Raw genomic sequence first — 17895 nt, forward strand, 5'->3', positions numbered from 1 at the left:
GGGGGGGGGGGGGGCCCGGGGGGGGGGGGGGGCCCCCCCCTCGCCGGGAGCCACGCATCCGGCAGTCTCAGCCCGGTGCACGTCCCAAGAGCGACAATGGGCCGTGCGCGGTCGCTCCGCCGCTGTGCGACGGCAGCCCCCTCCACCGCGTTCCGCGGTCCCCCTCCCCCGATGGGGGAGGAGAGGACAGTCACGTCGGGGAAGATTGCGTCAGGCGGCGGAAAGACGTTCGCGCCCCATCATGAGAGTCTTGAGGATCGAGCTCAGTTTTTCTGGGATGTCGGCGCGTTTGACCACCTGGTCGATCATGCCGTGCTCCACCAGGAACTCCGAACGCTGGAAGCCCTGAGGCAGGGTCTCGCGGATCGTCTGCTCGATCACCCGCCGACCCGAAAAACCGATCGTCGCATTGGGCTCGGCCAGATGGACATCACCCAGCATGGCGTAGGAGGCCGTCACCCCGCCGGTGGTCGGGTCCGTCATCACCACCACATAGGGCAGTCCCGCCGACTTCACCTCGTTCAGCGCCAGGGTGGTGCGGGCCATCTGCATCAGGGCCAGCGTGCCCTCCTGCATGCGCGCGCCACCGGCGGCCGTGAATATCACCAGCGGAACCTGACGCTTCACAGCTTCCTTGGCGGCCATGATGAAGGTTTCACCCGCCGCCATGCCCAGCGAACCGCCCATAAAGGCGAAGTCCTGGACGACGACCACCGCAGGCTGGCCCACGATGTGCCCGAAGGCGACGGCCATGGCGTCCTGTTCACCCGTCGCCTTTCGGGCAGCCTTCAGCCGGTCCCCGTAGGATTTGTCGTCCGGGAAACCCAGGGGGTCCTCGACCACCGAGGGCGTCGCCAGCCGCTCGTAGCGCGCCTCGTCGAAGGTGCCGTCCAGCCGGATCTTCGCGCCGATCCGCATATGATGGCCCGAGGGGGTGACCCACAGGGCCGCCTCCAGATCGGGGCGATACAGCATCTCGCCGGTGTCGGGGCATTTGACCCAGAGGTTCTCCGGCGTGTCGCGCTTGGCGAAGTTTCGAACCCCGGGCGCAATTCGCGACAGCCAGCCGCGACGTTCACGCGGGGCAGGACGACCGGGTTTGTCGTTTCGATGATCAGCCATCGCCATGGATTTCAAACCGCCGTGAGGCTCCGACGCGCAAGACGAACAGCCTTAGCCAGGGAATTGACTTTGGAAAGGACCCGTCCGGTCACGTCTTCGTTCAGTCCGAGGGCTTCGGCAACCTCATCCACAAGGGCCGAGCCCACGACGACGCCATCAGCGACCCGGGCGATCGCGGCGGCGATTTCCGGCGTCTTGATGCCAAAGCCCACCGCCACCGGCAGTCCAGAGGCCTTGCGCACGCGCTCGACATGAGGCGCCACCGCAGAGGCGTCGGCCGACTTGACGCCGGTCACGCCCGCGACGGAGACATAGTAGACAAACCCCGACGTGCGGCGGATCACCACCGGCAGGCGCGCATCGTCGGTGGTTGGGGTCGCCAGGCGGATGAGCGAGAGCCCCGCGGCGTCCAGAGCATCGGCCAGCGGCTCGGCCTCCTCTGGCGGACAGTCGACGACGATCATGCCGTCGATCCCGGCGGCCGCCGCGTCGCGGGCGAAGGCCTCATAGCCCCAGGTGACCAGCGGATTGGTGTAGCCCATCAGGATGACCGGCGTGTCTGCGTCGCCTTCACGGAAGGCGCGGGCCAGATCCAGCACGCCCTGCAGGGTCATGCCCTTGGCCAGCGCCCGCTGCGCCGCGCGCTGGATCGGAGGGCCCTCGGCCATGGGATCCGAGAACGGGAAGCCCAGTTCGATGATGTCGGCGCCGGCGCCCGGCAGTCCGCGCACGATCTCAAGCGCGGTCGCGGCGTCCGGATCGCCGGCCATCACATAGGTCACGAACGCCGCCCGGCCCTCGGACTTCAGCGCGGCGAAGCGGCGATCAATACGATCCTTCATCGCCTTACCTCCCCCACGAAGCGGCGGGAGGGGGACCGCCCGCCGTAGAGCGGGTGGTGGAGGGGGCAAGCCCCAGGTACTGAGTCATCGGAAGCGTCGGCGCCGGGCAGGCGGCCTGCCCCCTCCACCACGCCCTCTGCGGGGCGTGGTCCCCCTCCCGCCGCTTCGCGGGGGAGGCAGCGCGCAACGTGCTCAAATCTGCATCCCCAGGTGCGCCGCGACCGTGCCCACATCCTTGTCGCCGCGGCCCGACAGGTTCAGCACGATGATGCCGCCCTTGCCCACGTCGCGGGCGATGTCGCCAATCCTGGCAAGTGCGTGGGCGGTCTCGATGGCGGGCAGGATACCCTCAAGCTGGGCGCAAAGCTTGAAGGCTTCCAGGGACTCATTGTCTGTGGCGGTCAGGTAGGAAGCGCGTCCCACATCGTGTAGCCAGGAATGCTCGGGTCCGATGCCGGGATAGTCCAGGCCGGCGGAGATCGAGTGCGCCTCGGTGATCTGGCCCGCCCGGTCCTGCAGCAGATAGGTCATGTTGCCGTGCAGGACCCCGGGACGGCCGCCGTTGATCGCGGCCGCATGTCGTCCGGTGTCCATGCCTTCACCCGCCGCCTCAACCCCGATCAGCTTGACGCTCTCGTCATTGAGGAAGGGGTGGAAAATGCCGATGGCGTTGGAACCGCCGCCCACGCAGGCCACCACCGCATCCGGCAGGCGGCCCTCCGTAGCCAGCATCTGATCGCGGGTCTCGCGACCGATCACCGACTGGAAGTCGCGCACCATCTCCGGATAGGGATGCATGCCCGCCGCGGTGCCGATCAGATAGTAGGTGTCGTGGACATTGGTGACCCAGTCGCGCAGGGCCTCGTTCATGGCGTCCTTGAGCGTCGCCGAGCCCGAGGTGACCGCCTCGACGCGGGCGCCCAGCAGATTCATGCGGAAGACATTGGGCTTCTGCCGCTCAACGTCGACCGCGCCCATGTAGACGATGCACGGCAACCCAAACCGGGCGCAGACAGTGGCCGAAGCCACGCCGTGCTGGCCGGCGCCGGTCTCGGCGATGATCCGGGTCTTGCCCATCCGGCGGGCCAGCAGAATCTGGCCCATGCAATTGTTGATCTTGTGCGAGCCGGTGTGATTCAGCTCCTCACGCTTGAAATAGATCTTCGCCCCACCGAAGTGGTCGGTCAGCCGGCTGGCCAGGTACAGAGGCGAGGGCCGGCCCACATAGTGGGTCAGGAAACTGTCCAGCTCGGCCTGGAACGCCGGATCCGCCTGGGCCGCCCGGTAGGCGGCGTCCAGCTCGTGGACCAGAGGCATCAGGGTCTCGGGAACATAACGGCCGCCATAGTCGCCGAAGCGTCCGGAAGCGTCGGGATAGGCCGTATAGTCGTTGGGTCGGGTCGGGGCGTTCACAATCAGCTCACGTGACGCGGCGGGCGGCGTCAAGAAATGCCTGGATCAAGGCGGGGTCCTTTAGTCCGGGACCGCGCTCCACGCCAGAGGAAACGTCGAGAATCGGCGCGCCGGATGCCGCAATGGCATCGGCCACATTCCAGGGATTGAGGCCGCCGGCCAGGAACCAGGGCCGCTCGAACCGCCGGCCCTTCAGCAGCGTCCAGTCAAAGGCAACGCCCAGGCCGCCGGGCCGGTCTGCATCCTTCGGCGGTCTGGTTTCAAACATCAGGTGCTCGACGAGCGGCTCGTAAGCCTTGGCGGCGTCCACATCGGAGGCCTCGGCGACCGCGATCACCTTGATGATCCCGCTTCCGGTTCGCTGGGCGATCTCTCGCACCCGCGCCGGAGTTTCCTTGCCGTGGAGCTGGATCAGGTCGGGGCCGAGGCCGGCCATGATGGCGTCGATCTCGTCGTCGGACGGATCGACCGTGACCGCCACGATCTTCACGCCGGCCGCCCGCGCCGGCGGCGCCAGCCGGTTGGCGGCATCGGGCGCGATGTTGCGCGGGCTTCTGGCGAAGAACATGAATCCCAGGAAGGCTGCGCCGCCCTCGACGGTCGCGCGCACGGCCTCGGGGGTGGATACCCCGCAGATCTTGGTCGCCGGTGTCATGGCTGCGGATTAGGGGTTTAACCCTCGTCGCCGCAAGACCTGATTACGGGCCTACTTTTTCAGAAGATCACGGATCTCGGCCAGCAGCACCTCCTGGGCGGGTGGTGCAGGCGCAGCCTCGGGGGCGGCCGCTTCCGCGCGACGAAGGCTGTTCACGCCCTTGACCAGCAGGAACACGACCCAGGCGATGATCAGGAACTGGATCATGGTGTTGACGAAGGCGCCATACTGGATCGCCACCAGTTCCGAGGTGGGGGTTGCAGCGTCGTCGGGCCGCAGGACCCACTGCAGCTTGGAAAAGTCCAGACCGCCCAGCATCAACCCGACCGGCGGCATGATGATCTGGTCGACCATGCTGGTGACGATCTTGCCAAAGGCGCCGCCGATGATCACGCCCACGGCAAGATCGATCACATTTCCCCTGGCGATGAACTCACGAAACTCGGACACGATCGACATGAGGGGGGCTCCAGACCGGGGTTATTCGTCGTCGGCGTTGAGTCGCTCTCGAAGTTCCTTGCCGCTCTTGAAGAACGGCACGTGCTTGGCCTGGACATCCACGGTTTCACCCGTCCTGGGGTTACGTCCGGCCCGCGCCTCGCGCGAGCGCACCGAAAGCGCGCCGAAGCCGCGGAGCTCGACGCGACCGCCGTCTTCCAGCGCCTGGATCATCCGCTCGAGAATCACGCCAACGACGCGCTCTATATCACGCTGGGTCAGGTGCGGGTTTTCTTCCGCCAGTTTTGTGATGAGCTCAGACTTGATCATGGGGCCCCTCGAACCAGCGCGACCATAGGAGGAAGCCCGCGCACGGATCAAGGCGGAATAAGGAATTCAACACCTTGGGGTCAAGCCCGAACGCTGTGACCCGAACCCGACCCGGGCGCGCGGGCATCCAATAAAGAAAAACGGCGGACCGGTTTCCCGATCCGCCGTCCTGTCGCCTCACAGCGTGGTGAAGCCTATTCCTTCTGAGCCTTCTCGCGCAGCGCGGCGCCCAGGATATCGCCGAGCGAGGCGCCTGAGTCGGACGAGCCGAACTTCTCGATGGCTTCCTTTTCCTCGACCATTTCCAGGGCCTTCACGGACAGGGACACCCGGCGGGCGGCCTTGTCGATGTTGGTGATCTGGGCGTCCATGCGATCGCCGACGGCGAAACGCTCGGGGCGCTGATCGGCGCGGTCGCGGCTCAGGTCCGACTTGCGGATGAAGGCCGACATGGGCGCGTCGTCCTCACCGAACTTCACCTCGATACCGCCCGAGGTGATCTCGGTGACCGTGACTGTCACGGTCTGGCCCTTGCGGAAGGTGTCGCCCTGCATCGGGTCGCCGCCAAGCTGCTTGATGCCGAGCGAGATACGCTCCTTCTCGACATCCACGTCCAGCACGCGGGCCTTGACCATCTCGCCCTTGTTGTACTTGGCGATAGCTTCCTCGCCGGGGATCGCCCAGTCCAGATCGGACAGGTGGACCATGCCGTCGATGTCGTTTTCCAGACCGATGAACAGGCCGAACTCGGTGGCGTTCTTGACTTCGCCCTCGACGGTCGAGCCGACCGGGTGGGTGGCCACGAAGGCTTCCCACGGGTTGGCCATGGCCTGCTTCAGGCCGAGGCTGACGCGACGCTTGGACGGATCGACGTCCAGCACGACCACATCCACTTCCTGAGAGGTGGAAACGATCTTGCCCGGGTGGACGTTCTTCTTGGTCCAGGACATTTCGGAGACGTGCACCAGGCCCTCGACGCCGGCTTCCAGCTCCACGAAGGCGCCGTAGTCAGTGATGTTGGTGATGCGGCCGGTGAACTTCGCGCCCATCGGATACTTGGCTTCCACGCCGTCCCACGGATCGGACTGGAGCTGCTTCATGCCCAGAGAGATGCGCTGGGTGTCCGGGTTGATCTTGACGATCTGCACCTTGACGGTGTCGCCCACCGCCAGCACCTGGCTGGGGTGATTGACGCGCTTCCAGCTCATGTCGGTGACGTGCAGCAGGCCGTCGATGCCGCCCAAGTCCACGAACGCGCCGTAGTCGGTGATGTTCTTGACCACGCCGTCGCGGACTTCGCCTTCCTGCAGCTGGCCAACCAGTTCGGTGCGCTGTTCGGCGCGGGCTTCTTCCAGGATCGCACGGCGAGAGACCACGATGTTGCCGCGCGGGCGGTCCATCTTGAGGATCGCGAACGGCTGTTCCTTGCCCATCAGCGGGCCGACGTCGCGCACGGGACGGATATCCACCTGCGAACCCGGCAGGAACGCCGAGGCGCCGCCCAGGTCAACGGTGAAGCCGCCCTTCACGCGGCCGACGATGGCGCCCATCACCGGCTCGTTCTTTTCATAAACGACTTCAAGACGCGTCCAGGCCTCTTCGCGGCGGGCCTTCTCGCGGCTGATGACAGCTTCGCCCATGGCGTTTTCGACGCGTTCCAGGAACACCTCGACCGAGTCGCCGACCTTCGGCGGATCGCGGCTCTCGCCGTCGCCGATGCCGAATTCCTTCAGCGAAACCCGGCCTTCGGTCTTCAGACCGACGTCGATGATCGCGAAGTCCTTCTCGATGGCCACAACCAGTCCGTGGACCACCTGGCCTTCCATGAAGTCACGTCCGCCAAGGGACTCGTCGAGCAGTGCTGCGAAATCATCGCGGGAGGGAGAGAGGCTCATGTCGTCAGCCATAGGGTCTTTCATCTTCAAATCACGCGAGATCCGCACCGCAATCGCGATCGGACGGAGTCCCGACGTCGGGTTAAGGGTTGCAACCGAAGGCGCGAGGAAGACCTCACGCCGGGAAATTTGCCCGCAGACGTCAGAGGGAAAGGCGCGTTTGGATTACCCGGACCGGGATTTCTCCCAACGGGCGCGCGCCGCCTCAACGATACGGCGGGCCGCATCGGCGGCGAGCTCTATAGACATTTCAGTGGTGTCGAGCAAGGCGGCGTCGTCGGCGCGCCGCAGCGGGGCATTGTCACGGCCCCCATCGCGGGCGTCGCGTCGATGGATATCGGCCAGCACGTCATCGAAACTCACGACCTCGCCCTGGCCGGTCAGCTGCTTCCAGCGGCGCCCGGCGCGCACCTCCGGCGTCGCCGTGACGTAGAGCTTCGCCGGCGCCTCCGGACAGATCACCGTGCCGATGTCCCGGCCGTCCAGCACGGCGCCGCCAGGCTGGTGGGCGAACGCGCGCTGGAAATCCAGGAGGGCCGCCCGCACCCCGGGGTGGATCGCCACCCGGCTGGCCAGTTCGCCCGCCGCCCGGGTGCGAAGCGCAGGATCCTCCAGCCGCTCGGCGGTCAGCAGTATGGCGATCGCTGCAGCGGCCGCAGGATCATCCGGGTCTTCGCCTGCACCCTGCGTCAACACGCCTACGGCCCGGTAAAGCAGGCCGGTATCCAGCACCGGCAGACCCAGCTCCCGCCCCAGCCGCGTGGCCACCGTGCCCTTGCCGGACGCCGCAGGACCATCCACGGCGATGACGAAGGCGGGGGTCATGCCCCCTCGATGTCCGCGCCCAGCCCCCGCATCAGGCTCACGAACCCCGGGAAGCTGGTGGCGATCATGCCGGGCTCGTCCACGGAGACCGGCCCTTCCGCGGCCAGGCCCAGGATCAGGTGGCTCATGGCGATACGGTGATCGCCGTGGGTGGTGACGCCCGCGCCGCCGGCCACCAGATGATTGCTCTGCTTGGCGCCGACCACCGTCAGGGTCTCGGCCTCCTCCTCGACGCCGATGCCGCAGGCCGAAAGCCCCGCCGCCATCAGGGCGATCCGGTCGCTTTCCTTGACCCGCATCTCGCCGATGCCGCGCATGACCGTCTTGCCGCGGGCGAAGGCCGCCGCCACGCCCAGGATCGGGTACTCGTCGATCATCGAAGGCGCCCGCTCCGGCGGCACCTCGACACCCTCGAGGTCGGAGTGGCGGGCGGTCACGTCGGCGACCGTCTCGCCGCCTTCGTCACGGACATTGGTCACGGACAGGTCAGCGCCCATCTCGCCAAGCGTGTCCAGCAGGCCGATCCGCAACGGGTTCAGCAACATGCCCTGCACGGTCACCTCCGACCCCGGGGTCACCAGGGCCGCGACCAGCAGGAAGGCGGCGGAGGACGGGTCGCCCGGCACGTGAATGCGGGTTCCGGCAAGTTTCTGGCCCGGCGGCAGGACGATACGGCGCCCGTCGGCCTCGTCGCGCACGTCCACCTCGGCGCCGAAGGCCCGCAGCATCCGTTCGGTGTGATCGCGCGTGGCTTCCGGCTCGATCACCTCGGCGCCCCCAGCCGCGTGCAGCCCGGCCAGCAGCACCGCCGACTTCACCTGGGCCGAGGGCTCCGGCAGTCGGTAGGCGATGTGCTTCAGGTTACCGCCCCGCAGCGTCAGGGGCAGTCGCCCGCCCTGCCGGCAGATCCAGCTGGCGCCCATTTCGCCCAGCGGTTTCAGCACCCGGTTCATGGGCCGCCCCCGCAGGGACGAATCGCCCGTGAAGGTGACCGACATGTCGAACCCGGCCGCTGCGCCCATGATCAGACGCACGCCGGTGCCGGCGTTGCCGCAGTCCACCACATCGACAGGCTCGGCGAAGCCGCCGCGACCCTCGACCCGCCAGCGCCCCTCGCCCAGACGTTCCACGCCGGCCCCGAAGGCGGACATGGCCGCGGCCGTACGCTTGACGTCGTCGCCCTCCAGCAGGCCCTCGATCTCGGTCACGCCCTGCGCCAGCGCGCCCAGGATCAGCGCCCGGTGGCTGATGGATTTGTCCCCTGGCGCGCGGACGGTCCCTTTGAGAGGTCCTGCGCGCCGTGCGGTGAGGTGGGCCGCGGTCATATGCCGAAGATGCCTTGTCGAATGGGGAAATGCCGAGGCGGGATGCTTTGACAGCCGCCCCGTCGCGTGGCAAGGGACGCCGCTTTTCCGCGCAACCACATACAATTTTAAGAGGGTCGCCGCCTTTGGCCAATCCGGAACTGGGCACCAAGCAAATCTGCCCGAACTGCCAGGCTAAGTTCTACGACCTGGGTAAACGCCCGGCGCACTGCCCGAAGTGCGCGCATGACTTTGATCCCGATGAAGCCGTGCGCAACCGTCGCGTCCGCGCCCGCTCCATCGTGCCTGAGGCCGAGGAGGCCGAAGATCAGGTGGTCGAGAAGGAAACCGACGAGGACGAAGAAGAAGAGGACACCGTCACGCCCGAGCTGGACGAAGTCGTCAACGATCCCACCCTCGGCGTGGTCGACGATGACGATGACGCCGCCGAGCCGGCCGCCGTCTCCGAGGACCTTGGCGAGTTCACCGACGAGGAAGAAGTCGAGGACGACGCCGACGTTCCGTTCCTGGAAGATGAGGACGACGACGACTTCGATGAGTCGGAAATCGAAGGCCTTCCGGACGGTGACGACGACCGCTGACGGACGGCAGAACGTCCTCTTGCGAAAAAAGCCTGACATACGGGCTTGATCGCAGGGGACGCTTTGAATAGGTTCCGCGCCTTCCCGGGGGGCCAGCCCTCCGGGGAGACCCGAAATCTTCGGGGCTTTAGCTCAGCTGGTAGAGCGATTGCATGGCATGCAATAGGTCAGCGGTTCGACTCCGCTAAGCTCCACCATGGAGGCCCGCAGTTTCCGCTGCGGGCCTTCGCCTTTTGGGGCGGTCGTAGAAGTGTGCTAAACGGTGCTCATGACTGCCAGAGCGAACAACGTACAGAAGGCTGCGCTTCCGGACACGGACGCTGAGATTGACCAGTTCCTGGCCGACAACTTCGATGACTTGGCCGCGAAACTGGCGGCCGGACGCGCGCAGGTCACGCGCGGCGAGGCAACGCCGCTCGAGCCGCTGGACATGCTGTTGCGCGATGCGCGGGCTGGGCGGTAACGGCTTCAACGCTTCATGGCTCGCATACTGCGCGCGCCTCTGGCGCGATCCGACCTTCTCGACATCTGGGCCTACATCGCGAACGAGAGTTCGCCCGCCATCGCCGATACCTTCCTCGCCCGCATCTACGGCGCACTGGAGGTGGTGGCGTCGGCGCCCTACATCGGCCGGGAGCGGGCGGAGTTCGAAGGCAGCCCACGCAGCCTGGTCGTGAGGCCCTACATCATCTTCTACGAGCCGCTTGCAGACGGCGACGGCATCGCGATCTGGCGCGTGTTGCATGGGGCCCGGCACATGGAGGACCTTCTGCGGAGGCCTCGCCGGTTCGAATAAGGCGGATTTCGCCTTTTGAAGTTGGCGGCGGGATCTCTCGCGGACGGAGGCCGAAGTCAGGTCGTGTAGTGAGGCATTACGCGACGACGTGGGCCTCTCCTATGAACCCGCCTTCCCAGAGATAGGACACCCCCGCGCGCCGCATAACTTCCGCTGCTTCGTCACCACTCAGGAAGACGAAGCCCAACAGGCGCTCGTCGCTGGCTTTCAGCGGAGTATCGCCAAGCTGTGGCCAACCGTCGTAGCCCTCAAGCGGTACGGTTGTTGATGTCATGCAGGGGCAACCCCAGCCGGGCAGGGCTACTGACTTTCGACCGCCCTCGTCCGTCGCGTACATGCGGACCTCAGCGACAAGCTGCGGCGCCATCGCCGCAATCTGCTCGGCGCGGTTCATTCGACGTGGACCTTAGCTTCACCGAACATGCCGCCGTGCCAGTATTTCTGTGGGTCCCTAAGCCACGTCTTGTTTGAGGGCCGCTCGAACTTCGCGAGCTGCGCCAGGTCGATCCCGTAGCGGAAGCAGAAGGCCAGAAGTTCTTGAAGATCGTGTTTTGTGGGGCGTCGTTTGAGCCGAATGAAGAGGTCACGACCCGCGCCGTCGAACCCTTCAACGCACTCCATTCGCGCCAGCCAGTCGAAGAAGGCCGCTTCGTCGTTGGGATGGTAGTAGGTGACGCGCGTCGCCACCACGACGTTCGCCGTGTCTGTCATCAAACTAGAGTGGCAGGCCACCGCCCGTCAGACAACGTGCGCTACTTCCCAATCGGGCACTAAAATACTGCATCTGGCCCTATCACCTGGAACACACCGTCGAAAAAACCCTGGAAAATCAGTAAGCAATTTCCACCCACCCCCGCTCACAGCACCTTGTAGGTCACCAGCAGCACCCAGGCGCCGAGGATCGCGAACACCACCGCCGCGCCCATCCGCACATACTTCAGCGGAACCACGCGCGTGACGGCCTCGCCCAGAAGGACCGCGGGCACATTGGCCGCCATCATGCCGAGCGTGGTGCCGATGGTGACCAGCAGGATGTCATGGAAGCGCGCCGCCAGCAGCGAGGTGGCGATCTGGGTCTTGTCGCCGATTTCCACCAGGAAGAAGGCCACCAGGGTGGTGAGGAACACGCCGCTCTGCGCCATCTTTCCAACCCCGCCGTCGTCTTCCTTGTCCGGGATCAGCGCCCAGCCGGCCATCACGATGAAGGCCACGCCCACCAGGGTCTGGAACAGCGTCCCCTGCAGCCACTGCGAGACCAGAAAGCCGAGGGTCGCCGCCGCCCCGTGATTCAGCAGGGTCGCCACCAGGATGCCGAGAATGATCGGGACCGGCTTGCGGAACCTGGCCGCCAGGATGATCGCCAGCAGCTGCGTCTTGTCGCCGATTTCGGCGAGGGCGACGATGCCGGACGAAACGAGGATGGTTTCCAATCGAGATCTCCGGGGCCATGTGAACACGACGACGCCACACCCCCGCAGGCCCAGTAGCCGGAGGTCAGCATCGTCGGTCTCGCCAATCCGGACCATATGATCCGTCTCGCCCGCCATGGCCGCGAGGCCAAGTGTGTTGACGTGCGCTCCGCTTTTGCGCGGACGGCTACTCCCCGAGAGCAGCGCCGGGCTAGGCGCTGCGGGCCGCAATGTAAAGGCTCGTGCGGCGCGCGGGTGTGACCTCGATCAAGGGCGGGCGCGTCGCGACATGGCATCAGGGAGGAAGCCAGCAAGGCCGGAAAAGGAGAGCCGACCATGTCGTTCAAGGATATTCTGCTTCAGATCAACAGCTACCCGGACCCCACCTCGACAGACGCCATCGATCAGGCGGTGAGCTTCGCAGCGGTGATTGGCGGGACGATCAGCGCCATAGCCATCGAGGTCGACATTCCCGCCGTCAGCAACCGGGTCGCCGACTATCTGATCGGATTGAGCGGTATGGCGAAGGATCAAGAGCGCAAGAGCGCGGAGGCCTGCAGGGCGCGGCTCGACTACTTTACAACGCAGGCGAAGGCGGCAGGCGTCTTCGGGGCGATCGTCTCCCGACGCGCAGACCTCTACCTGGTCGGAGCAAACATCGCGGAACACGCCCGGACCAGGGATATCTGCATTGTGCCGCTGGCGGAGCTTACTGACGGCCAGCGCAGCGTCGCCGAAACCGTGATCTTTGGATCGGGGCGCAGCGTGCTGCTCTTCCGGGCGGGCGCGGCCGACCTGCCAACCCGGACGCTTGGAACTGTCGTGCTCGCCTGGGACGGCAGCCGTGCAGCGGCGCGCGCGATGGCAGACGCCCTGCCCATGCTGTCGAAGGCGAAGGACGTGGTCGTGCTGTCGGTGACGAATGAGAAGTCGGTCACATATGCCGGCATTGGTGCGGACGCGGTACGCCATCTCAGGGCCCACGGCATCGAGGCCAGGGCGGTCGAGATCGATGCCGCGGGAAACCGGATCGGCGCCGTTCTGGAACGGTATGTCGCCGAGTCTTCTGCGGACCTGCTCGTGATGGGGGCCTATGGCCAGTCCAGGTTCCGCGAGTTCGTGCTCGGCGGGGCGACCGAACACATGTTGCACAATCCCATCGTCCCCCTGATGCTGTCTCACTAGGGCGCCCTCGGCGGCGGGGTTGAAGCGAAAGTCACGTCGCCGGTCGCCGCGTTGCGGTTGCGCGGCATGGGAGGCGCGGCGTAAACATCGGCCATGAACCACGCCCCGTTTGCCATCGCCCCCGCCCTGGCCGCCCTGCTGGGCCTCAGCGCGTGCGACCAGCCCAAGTGGCGCGAACCGCCGCCGGCCAAGGTCGCCGCCGGCGCTCCGGTCAAGGACAAGGTCGAGACCACAGGAACGCCCGTAGCGCCCGCATGGGTCCAGCCCCTGCTGGGCAAGACCCTGCGCGCTGCGTTCCCGCAAAGCGGGATCTGCAAGGGCAATACCGACGTCGTCCAGAAGAAGTACACCGGCGCGCCCGCCGGCGTTCAGATCCACGGCTGGGGCTGGGACATCGGGCGCAAGGCGCGCATTGAGCGGGTGGTGCTGGTGGATGCCACATTCCGGATCGTCGGCGGCGGCGAGGGCGGGGTAAGCCGCACCGACGTGCCCACCGCCGTGCCGGAGATCACTGACCCCAATACCGGCTGGAATGCCGATATTGCGCTCACCAGGGGCCCTCTGGACGGCTATGGCGTCACCGGCGACGACAGCGTGTGCGTGCTGGGGCATATCGAGTTCTGATCAGTGACCTTGGGGGTTTGAGACCCCGGTGGAGTGAGACGGACGTGTCGGGATCGGGATCCATCCTGAACAGGCCGCCCTGGCTGGCCCTGACCGCATTGAGCGCGATCCTGACCGGCCTTGCCTGCTATCCCAGCTGGCCGGGCTACATGTCGTACGACTCGCTGCTGGCCTACGAGCAGGCGCTCTTCGGTGTCCGCACAGCGCTCTGGCCGCCCCTGCACACCTACATGTTCCAGGTAAGCCGGATGCTCGGCGCCGAGAGCTGGGGCCTGTTTCTGACGCAGACGTTTGTGTTGCTGTTCGGCGCGGGCCTGACGATCCATGTGCTGACCGCGCGCCGGGCGCTGGCCTGGGTGCTTTGCCTGTTTTTCGCCGGCGGCCTGGTCTTTGTTCCGGCGCTGCTGGGCACACTGATGGCGCAGTGGCGTGATGTGCCCACGGCCGGGTTCGCCCTGCTGGGTCTGGGGCTGTGGCTGGCGGCGGCGCAGGCGCGATCCATCCCGCTGCTGATGCTGGGCGTGGTGGCGATGTCCCTGTCAATCGGCCTTCGCTACAACGCCTTTGTCCTGCTGGCGCCGGCGATGCTGCTGATGGTGTGGCGACCGTTCCTGAACCGGGACCGGGCCTGGCCGGCGCGCGCCGCAGCCCTGTTGATGATTGTCCTGGGACTGGGCGGGGTCTGGGCGTCCAGTCAGTGGCGGCTGCCTGACCTGCTTCCGCTACCCGATGCGCAGAACTTCGTGGCCACCCAGGAGTTCGACCTGATCGGAATTTCCGCCTGTGCGGGATACAATTATCTCCCCCGGGCCGTCACCAACGGCAAGCCGATCACCGTGGCACAGATCCGCCGCGCCTATGATCCGCGCCACCTGCTGATGACGCTGGAACCCAAGCCAGGCGTACCGCCGATGTTGGAAACCGACGCCCAGGGCCAGATCCAGCAGAGTTGGGCGCCGGTGATCCTGCGTGAGCCCGGATGCTACATCGCCCACCGGGCCGCCGTGGCGGTCGAGCAGATGGGCCTGGCCAAGGCTGGCGTCTTCTATCCCACCCACGGCGCGATCGACGCCAACACCTTTGGACTGGCTTTGCAGAATCCCGAGGCCTCCCGGGCCGTCACCCGCTACATCGGGATGCACGCCGACGAAACCGCGCGACGCCCGGCATGGCTTTATGTGCTGGCCGCGGGGCTGGGCCTGATGGCCGCCGCCGCCGTACGCCCTCTGGCCTGGCTGATGCTGGCCCTGCTGGCGGGCGCCTTTGGCTATCCGGCGCTGCTGTTCCTGGCCGGACCGGCAGCCGACGCCCGCTACATCTTCCCCTCAAGCATCCTTTGTCTGCTGATCATGGTGGTCAGCCTCGGGCTGATGCTGCGGCCAAAGGGGCGATGAGTCGGTGACCCCGCCGCCAACCTCCACCCGCAGCCGCGCCGGGCGCACCCTCAGCCTGGTCATCCCCATGCACAATGAGGCCGCCGGGCTTGATCTGCTGTTCCAGCGGATTGACGCGGCTGCGGCTCCGCTCGGGGTGACCCTCGAGATCGTCTGCGTGGACGACGGCAGCCGCGACGACACCTATGCCCGGCTCGTCGCCCGGGCCGCTGGCGACCCACGCCTCAGGCTGGTCGCGCTCACCCGCAACTTCGGCAAGGAGGCCGCGCTCACCGCCGGGATCGAGGCCGCCACCGGCGACATGGTGGTGCCCCTCGACGCCGATCTGCAGGACCCGCCGGAGCTGATCGGCGAGTTCATCAGTCTGTGGGAACAGGGCTATGACGTGGTCTACGGCGTCCGCGCCGACCGGGCCAGCGACACCCCGATGAAGCGCTTCAGCGCCGGCGCCTTCTACCGGCTGTTCAACCGGCTTTCGGACTACCCGATTCCCGAGAGCACCGGCGATTTCCGCCTGATGGATCGCGCCGTGGTGACGGCGCTGGCCCGGTTGCCCGAGCGCAACCGGTTCATGAAGGGCCTGTTCGCCTGGGTGGGCTTCCGGCAGGTGGGCGTGCCCTATGTGCGGCCGGCGCGGGCGGCGGGGGCGACGTCCTGGCGCTACTTCGGCCTGATCCGCTTCGCCGTCGACGGCTTGACCGCCTTCACCACCGTGCCCCTCAAGGTCTGGACCGGCGTGGGCGTACTGGCCGCCTTCCTGGCCCTCGGATTCGCCGCCGTGATTGTCACCCAGGTCCTGGTCGGTGGCCGCAGCGTGCCGGGTTATGCGTCGCTGATGGTGGTGATCCTGTTCGGTTTCGCCCTGCAGATGATCGCGCTGGGCGTGCTCGGCGAGTACATCGGGCGGATGTATCAGGAGGTGAAGGGCCGGCCGATCTATCTGGTGCGCGAGCGCGTCGGGTTCGACGACACGTGATCCGGTCCCTTGCCCGAACCTGGCGAGAGGTTGTTCCGCCGCAGACCCGGGCCACGCTTGTGATGCTGGTGCGGTTTGGCGTCTCGGGCGTCACCGCCGCGCTAACCCTGTTCGGAACCCTGTTCGTGCTCACTGAGTATGCGGGCCTCTGGTACGTTCACTCGGTGCTGATTGCGTCGGTCGTGTCGTTCTTTGTCAGCTTCGGCCTGCAGAAGCTGTGGACCTTCCGGGCGCAGAGCGCGGGCGCCACCGGCCCCCAGCTGCTGGCGTTCGTGGCCTTGTTTCTGGCGAACTCGGCAATCAATGCGGGGCTGCTCTACGGCATGGTCGAGTATCTGCACGCCCCCTATCTGGCGGCCGAGGTGTTGATCGCGATCCTGATCGCCATCTGGAACTTCATCATCATGCGCTATGTGATCTTCAGGCCGGTTCGCGAGACGCCGAACCCGGGTGTTGGCTGAGCCATGGAACGCGACACCTACGCGCGCATGCGAGCCCTTGAACAAACCCACTGGTGGTTCGCCGCCCGGCGTCAGATCCTGGCCGCGGAGATCACTCGCCTGTCCCTGCCGGCGTCGGCAAGGATCCTGGAGGTCGGCTGCGGGCCAGGCGGGAACCTCGCCATGCTCTCCGGGTTCGGCACGGTGCAGGCCCTGGAGCCCGACCCGGAGTCCCGGGCCCATGCGGCGGAACGCTCCGGCCTGAGCATCCATGCCGGACTGCTGCCCGACGGCCTGCCTGATCTGGGTCCGCCGTTTGATCTCGTCGCCGCCTTTGATGTGGTCGAACATGTCGAGGACGACGCCGGTGCGGTGGCCGCGCTGGCGGGTCTGGTCAAGCCGGGCGGGTTTCTGGTGACCACGGTGCCGGCCTGTCCCTGGATGTGGAGCGAGCACGACGTTCAGCATCACCACAAGCGCCGGTACGACCTGCCCGCCTATCGCCGGCTTTTCGAGGCGGCGGGCCTGAGAGTCCGGCGCGCGACCCACTTCAATACGGTGCTGTTTCCACCCATCGCGGCAGCAAGGCTGGCGAAGACCCTGACCGGCCAACGCGGCGGCAGCGACGATACTGAACCGCCGGAAGTACTGAACGGCCTTCTGAGGCGCCTCTTCGCCTTTGAAGCCCGGCTCCTGCGCCATGTTGATCTTCCGTTCGGCGTGTCGATCCTGCTGATCGCGCAGCGCACCGAGGGTTCGACACCCGCACGTTGATATCCCCGTTCACGGTACCCACATGAGAGAAATCCAGTCGCGCCAGGCCGAACCCGGGTGGCGTGACCGGAGAGTCGCTTTTGTGAGGGCTCCTGAATGAACCGCAACGTGATTTTCGACAGCCCGTTCCTGCTGGGCTTCGAGCATACCCGAACGCTGATCGAACGCGCCGCCAAGGCGGCCGCAGAGAGCTATCCGCCCTACAACGTCGAGGATCGCGGCGACGGGGGCCTGCGGATTACGCTGGCTGTCGCGGGTTTTTCGCCGGACCAGTTGCAGGTCACCGTCGAGGATCGCCATCTGGTGATCGCCGGCAAGCGTGACGGCGCAGCCGGGAAAGCCGAAGACGCCTACCTGCATCGCGGCATCGCCGCGCGCGGCTTTGTCCGCAGCTTCGTGCTGGCGGACGGCATGCAGGTGGATGCGGCCTTGCTGGAGCATGGCCTGCTGCACATCGATCTGGCGCGGCCCGAGCCTGCCAAACGCGTTCTGACGATCCCCATCCGGACGTCGGTCTGACCCTGTAATCTCAAGGAGGTGGTCATGATGACACCTGTGTTCTCTCCCGAAGACTTCGCGGCTCTGGGCGGACCCGACCTGGTCTATGTCCGGCCGATCCTGGGCGCCGAGGTGCTCGCCAGCGTGCCCTCGACCAAGATCGAGGGGGATCTGGCGCCCGACCAGATCCTCTATGCCGTGCATCGTGCGAACGGCGAGCGGTTGGCGATTCTGACCGATCGCAACGCGGCCATGGCCGCAGCGCTCGCCCATGAGCTGGCGCCCGTTTCCGTTCACTGACGTCGCCGGTCAGGCCGCCGAAGGCCTGACTGCGGCATCCTGAACCAGCAACGCGTGCAGGGCGTCTGCCGAG

At 66.5% G+C, this 17895-nt stretch carries 23 protein-coding genes and 1 tRNA gene; 12 read left to right on the forward strand and 12 right to left on the reverse strand.

What is annotated here, in order from left to right; all coding sequences use genetic code 11:
• Positions 1 to 210 precede the first annotated feature (210 nt).
• The 9 genes from accD to aroA form a co-directional block, all read right to left on the reverse strand.
• Positions 211 to 1128: an acetyl-CoA carboxylase, carboxyltransferase subunit beta gene (gene accD, locus ACIQ3B_RS15075; protein WP_397403976.1), complete on the reverse strand. Its 918-nt coding sequence runs from the start codon at positions 1126 to 1128 to the stop codon at positions 211 to 213.
• A gap of 5 nt (positions 1129 to 1133) precedes the next feature.
• Positions 1134 to 1964 (reverse strand): tryptophan synthase subunit alpha, encoded by an 831-nt coding sequence (gene trpA, locus ACIQ3B_RS15080; protein ID WP_397403977.1) that lies wholly within the window; start codon positions 1962 to 1964, stop codon positions 1134 to 1136.
• 192 nt (positions 1965 to 2156) lie between these two features.
• A complete protein-coding gene (trpB, locus tag ACIQ3B_RS15085; RefSeq protein WP_397403979.1) occupies positions 2157 to 3377 on the reverse strand; it encodes a tryptophan synthase subunit beta in 1221 nt (406 codons plus the stop codon).
• A gap of 7 nt (positions 3378 to 3384) precedes the next feature.
• The gene (locus ACIQ3B_RS15090; protein ID WP_397403980.1) at positions 3385 to 4032 is read right to left on the reverse strand and encodes a phosphoribosylanthranilate isomerase; all 648 of its coding nucleotides are present in this window, start codon (positions 4030 to 4032) and stop codon (positions 3385 to 3387) included.
• 51 nt (positions 4033 to 4083) lie between these two features.
• Positions 4084 to 4491 carry a large-conductance mechanosensitive channel protein MscL gene (mscL, locus tag ACIQ3B_RS15095; RefSeq protein WP_397403982.1) on the reverse strand — a complete coding sequence of 136 codons (408 nt, stop codon included), beginning with the start codon at positions 4489 to 4491 and terminating at the stop codon, positions 4084 to 4086.
• 21 nt (positions 4492 to 4512) lie between these two features.
• Positions 4513 to 4800, reverse strand: a complete 288-nt coding sequence (locus ACIQ3B_RS15100) for an integration host factor subunit beta (protein ID WP_397403984.1) — start codon at positions 4798 to 4800, stop codon at positions 4513 to 4515.
• Positions 4801 to 4994: 194 nt separating this feature from the next.
• Positions 4995 to 6707 carry a 30S ribosomal protein S1 gene (gene rpsA / locus ACIQ3B_RS15105; protein WP_397403986.1) on the reverse strand — a complete coding sequence of 571 codons (1713 nt, stop codon included), beginning with the start codon at positions 6705 to 6707 and terminating at the stop codon, positions 4995 to 4997.
• Positions 6708 to 6860: 153 nt separating this feature from the next.
• Positions 6861 to 7520, reverse strand: a complete 660-nt coding sequence (cmk, locus tag ACIQ3B_RS15110; RefSeq protein WP_397403988.1) for a (d)CMP kinase — start codon at positions 7518 to 7520, stop codon at positions 6861 to 6863.
• Complete coding sequence (aroA, locus tag ACIQ3B_RS15115) at positions 7517 to 8845, reverse strand: 3-phosphoshikimate 1-carboxyvinyltransferase (protein ID WP_397403990.1); 1329 nt, start codon at positions 8843 to 8845, stop codon at positions 7517 to 7519. Before aroA ends, cmk begins: the two co-directional genes overlap by 4 nt.
• Positions 8846 to 8970: 125 nt before the next feature.
• On the opposite strand from aroA, the gene ACIQ3B_RS15120 reads away from it, so the two are divergent.
• The 4 genes from ACIQ3B_RS15120 (at position 8971) to ACIQ3B_RS15135 (ending at position 10222) form a co-directional block, all read left to right on the forward strand.
• A complete protein-coding gene (locus ACIQ3B_RS15120; protein ID WP_397403992.1) occupies positions 8971 to 9426 on the forward strand; it encodes a TIGR02300 family protein in 456 nt (151 codons plus the stop codon).
• A gap of 121 nt (positions 9427 to 9547) precedes the next feature.
• A tRNA-Ala gene (locus ACIQ3B_RS15125) sits at positions 9548 to 9623 on the forward strand.
• A gap of 71 nt (positions 9624 to 9694) precedes the next feature.
• Positions 9695 to 9889: a hypothetical protein gene (locus tag ACIQ3B_RS15130; protein ID WP_397403994.1), complete on the forward strand. Its 195-nt coding sequence runs from the start codon at positions 9695 to 9697 to the stop codon at positions 9887 to 9889.
• Positions 9890 to 9904: 15 nt separating this feature from the next.
• The gene (locus tag ACIQ3B_RS15135; protein ID WP_397403996.1) at positions 9905 to 10222 is read left to right on the forward strand and encodes a type II toxin-antitoxin system RelE/ParE family toxin; all 318 of its coding nucleotides are present in this window, start codon (positions 9905 to 9907) and stop codon (positions 10220 to 10222) included.
• 76 nt (positions 10223 to 10298) lie between these two features.
• Here ACIQ3B_RS15135 and ACIQ3B_RS15140 read toward each other — a convergent pair whose 3' ends face one another.
• The 3 genes from ACIQ3B_RS15140 to ACIQ3B_RS15150 all read right to left on the reverse strand — a co-directional run bounded on the left by ACIQ3B_RS15140 (position 10299) and on the right by ACIQ3B_RS15150 (position 11652).
• Positions 10299 to 10616, reverse strand: coding sequence for a hypothetical protein (locus ACIQ3B_RS15140; protein WP_397403998.1), 318 nt, complete (start codon positions 10614 to 10616; stop codon positions 10299 to 10301).
• Positions 10613 to 10933 (reverse strand): hypothetical protein, encoded by a 321-nt coding sequence (locus tag ACIQ3B_RS15145; protein ID WP_397404000.1) that lies wholly within the window; start codon positions 10931 to 10933, stop codon positions 10613 to 10615. Before ACIQ3B_RS15145 ends, ACIQ3B_RS15140 begins: the two co-directional genes overlap by 4 nt.
• 146 nt (positions 10934 to 11079) lie before the next feature.
• Positions 11080 to 11652, reverse strand: coding sequence for a TMEM165/GDT1 family protein (locus ACIQ3B_RS15150; protein ID WP_397404002.1), 573 nt, complete (start codon positions 11650 to 11652; stop codon positions 11080 to 11082).
• Positions 11653 to 11967: 315 nt separating this feature from the next.
• On the opposite strand from ACIQ3B_RS15150, the gene ACIQ3B_RS15155 reads away from it, so the two are divergent.
• From ACIQ3B_RS15155 to ACIQ3B_RS15190, 8 genes are all read left to right on the forward strand, one after another.
• Complete coding sequence (locus ACIQ3B_RS15155; RefSeq protein WP_397404004.1) at positions 11968 to 12816, forward strand: universal stress protein; 849 nt, start codon at positions 11968 to 11970, stop codon at positions 12814 to 12816.
• Between the two features lie 93 nt (positions 12817 to 12909).
• Positions 12910 to 13440 carry a hypothetical protein gene (locus ACIQ3B_RS15160; protein WP_397404006.1) on the forward strand — a complete coding sequence of 177 codons (531 nt, stop codon included), beginning with the start codon at positions 12910 to 12912 and terminating at the stop codon, positions 13438 to 13440.
• A gap of 44 nt (positions 13441 to 13484) precedes the next feature.
• Positions 13485 to 14834, forward strand: coding sequence for a hypothetical protein (locus ACIQ3B_RS15165; RefSeq protein ID WP_397404008.1), 1350 nt, complete (start codon positions 13485 to 13487; stop codon positions 14832 to 14834).
• 4 nt (positions 14835 to 14838) lie between these two features.
• Entirely contained in the window at positions 14839 to 15810 is a 972-nt protein-coding gene (locus ACIQ3B_RS15170; protein WP_397404010.1) for a glycosyltransferase family 2 protein, read from the forward strand.
• Positions 15807 to 16271 (forward strand): GtrA family protein, encoded by a 465-nt coding sequence (locus ACIQ3B_RS15175; RefSeq protein WP_397404012.1) that lies wholly within the window; start codon positions 15807 to 15809, stop codon positions 16269 to 16271. The genes ACIQ3B_RS15170 and ACIQ3B_RS15175 overlap by 4 nt, the downstream gene beginning before the upstream one ends.
• 3 nt (positions 16272 to 16274) lie before the next feature.
• Positions 16275 to 17024, forward strand: a complete 750-nt coding sequence (locus ACIQ3B_RS15180; protein WP_397404014.1) for a class I SAM-dependent methyltransferase — start codon at positions 16275 to 16277, stop codon at positions 17022 to 17024.
• Between the two features lie 96 nt (positions 17025 to 17120).
• Positions 17121 to 17543 carry an Hsp20 family protein gene (locus tag ACIQ3B_RS15185; RefSeq protein ID WP_397404016.1) on the forward strand — a complete coding sequence of 141 codons (423 nt, stop codon included), beginning with the start codon at positions 17121 to 17123 and terminating at the stop codon, positions 17541 to 17543.
• Between the two features lie 27 nt (positions 17544 to 17570).
• On the forward strand, positions 17571 to 17822 hold the full coding sequence (locus ACIQ3B_RS15190; protein ID WP_397404018.1) for a DUF1150 family protein: 252 nt from the start codon (positions 17571 to 17573) through the stop codon (positions 17820 to 17822).
• Positions 17823 to 17895 lie beyond the last annotated feature (73 nt).

Origin of the sequence: Phenylobacterium sp. (assembly GCF_044358365.1) — a bacterium.
Lineage (GTDB): Bacteria > Pseudomonadota > Alphaproteobacteria > Caulobacterales > Caulobacteraceae > Phenylobacterium.

Bases quoted from the DNA above. Each gene is read 5' to 3' on its own strand.
- ACIQ3B_RS15140 (WP_397403998.1), bottom strand. From the start codon at position 10,616: ATGAACCGCGCCGAGCAGATTGCGGCGATGGCGCCGCAGCTTGTCGCT.
- ACIQ3B_RS15155 (WP_397404004.1), top strand. From the start codon at position 11,968: ATGTCGTTCAAGGATATTCTGCTTCAGATCAACAGCTACCCGGACCCC.
- ACIQ3B_RS15180 (WP_397404014.1), top strand. From the start codon at position 16,275: ATGGAACGCGACACCTACGCGCGCATGCGAGCCCTTGAACAAACCCAC.
- aroA (WP_397403990.1), bottom strand. From the start codon at position 8,845: ATGACCGCGGCCCACCTCACCGCACGGCGCGCAGGACCTCTCAAAGGG.
- ACIQ3B_RS15145 (WP_397404000.1), bottom strand. From the start codon at position 10,933: ATGACAGACACGGCGAACGTCGTGGTGGCGACGCGCGTCACCTACTAC.
- ACIQ3B_RS15090 (WP_397403980.1), bottom strand. From the start codon at position 4,032: ATGACACCGGCGACCAAGATCTGCGGGGTATCCACCCCCGAGGCCGTG.
- ACIQ3B_RS15135 (WP_397403996.1), top strand. From the start codon at position 9,905: ATGGCTCGCATACTGCGCGCGCCTCTGGCGCGATCCGACCTTCTCGAC.
- ACIQ3B_RS15190 (WP_397404018.1), top strand. From the start codon at position 17,571: ATGACACCTGTGTTCTCTCCCGAAGACTTCGCGGCTCTGGGCGGACCC.
- ACIQ3B_RS15185 (WP_397404016.1), top strand. From the start codon at position 17,121: ATGAACCGCAACGTGATTTTCGACAGCCCGTTCCTGCTGGGCTTCGAG.
- mscL (WP_397403982.1), bottom strand. From the start codon at position 4,491: ATGTCGATCGTGTCCGAGTTTCGTGAGTTCATCGCCAGGGGAAATGTG.
- ACIQ3B_RS15160 (WP_397404006.1), top strand. From the start codon at position 12,910: ATGAACCACGCCCCGTTTGCCATCGCCCCCGCCCTGGCCGCCCTGCTG.
- ACIQ3B_RS15130 (WP_397403994.1), top strand. From the start codon at position 9,695: ATGACTGCCAGAGCGAACAACGTACAGAAGGCTGCGCTTCCGGACACG.
- ACIQ3B_RS15100 (WP_397403984.1), bottom strand. From the start codon at position 4,800: ATGATCAAGTCTGAGCTCATCACAAAACTGGCGGAAGAAAACCCGCAC.
- accD (WP_397403976.1), bottom strand. From the start codon at position 1,128: ATGGCGATGGCTGATCATCGAAACGACAAACCCGGTCGTCCTGCCCCG.
- trpA (WP_397403977.1), bottom strand. From the start codon at position 1,964: ATGAAGGATCGTATTGATCGCCGCTTCGCCGCGCTGAAGTCCGAGGGC.
- cmk (WP_397403988.1), bottom strand. From the start codon at position 7,520: ATGACCCCCGCCTTCGTCATCGCCGTGGATGGTCCTGCGGCGTCCGGC.
- rpsA (WP_397403986.1), bottom strand. From the start codon at position 6,707: ATGGCTGACGACATGAGCCTCTCTCCCTCCCGCGATGATTTCGCAGCA.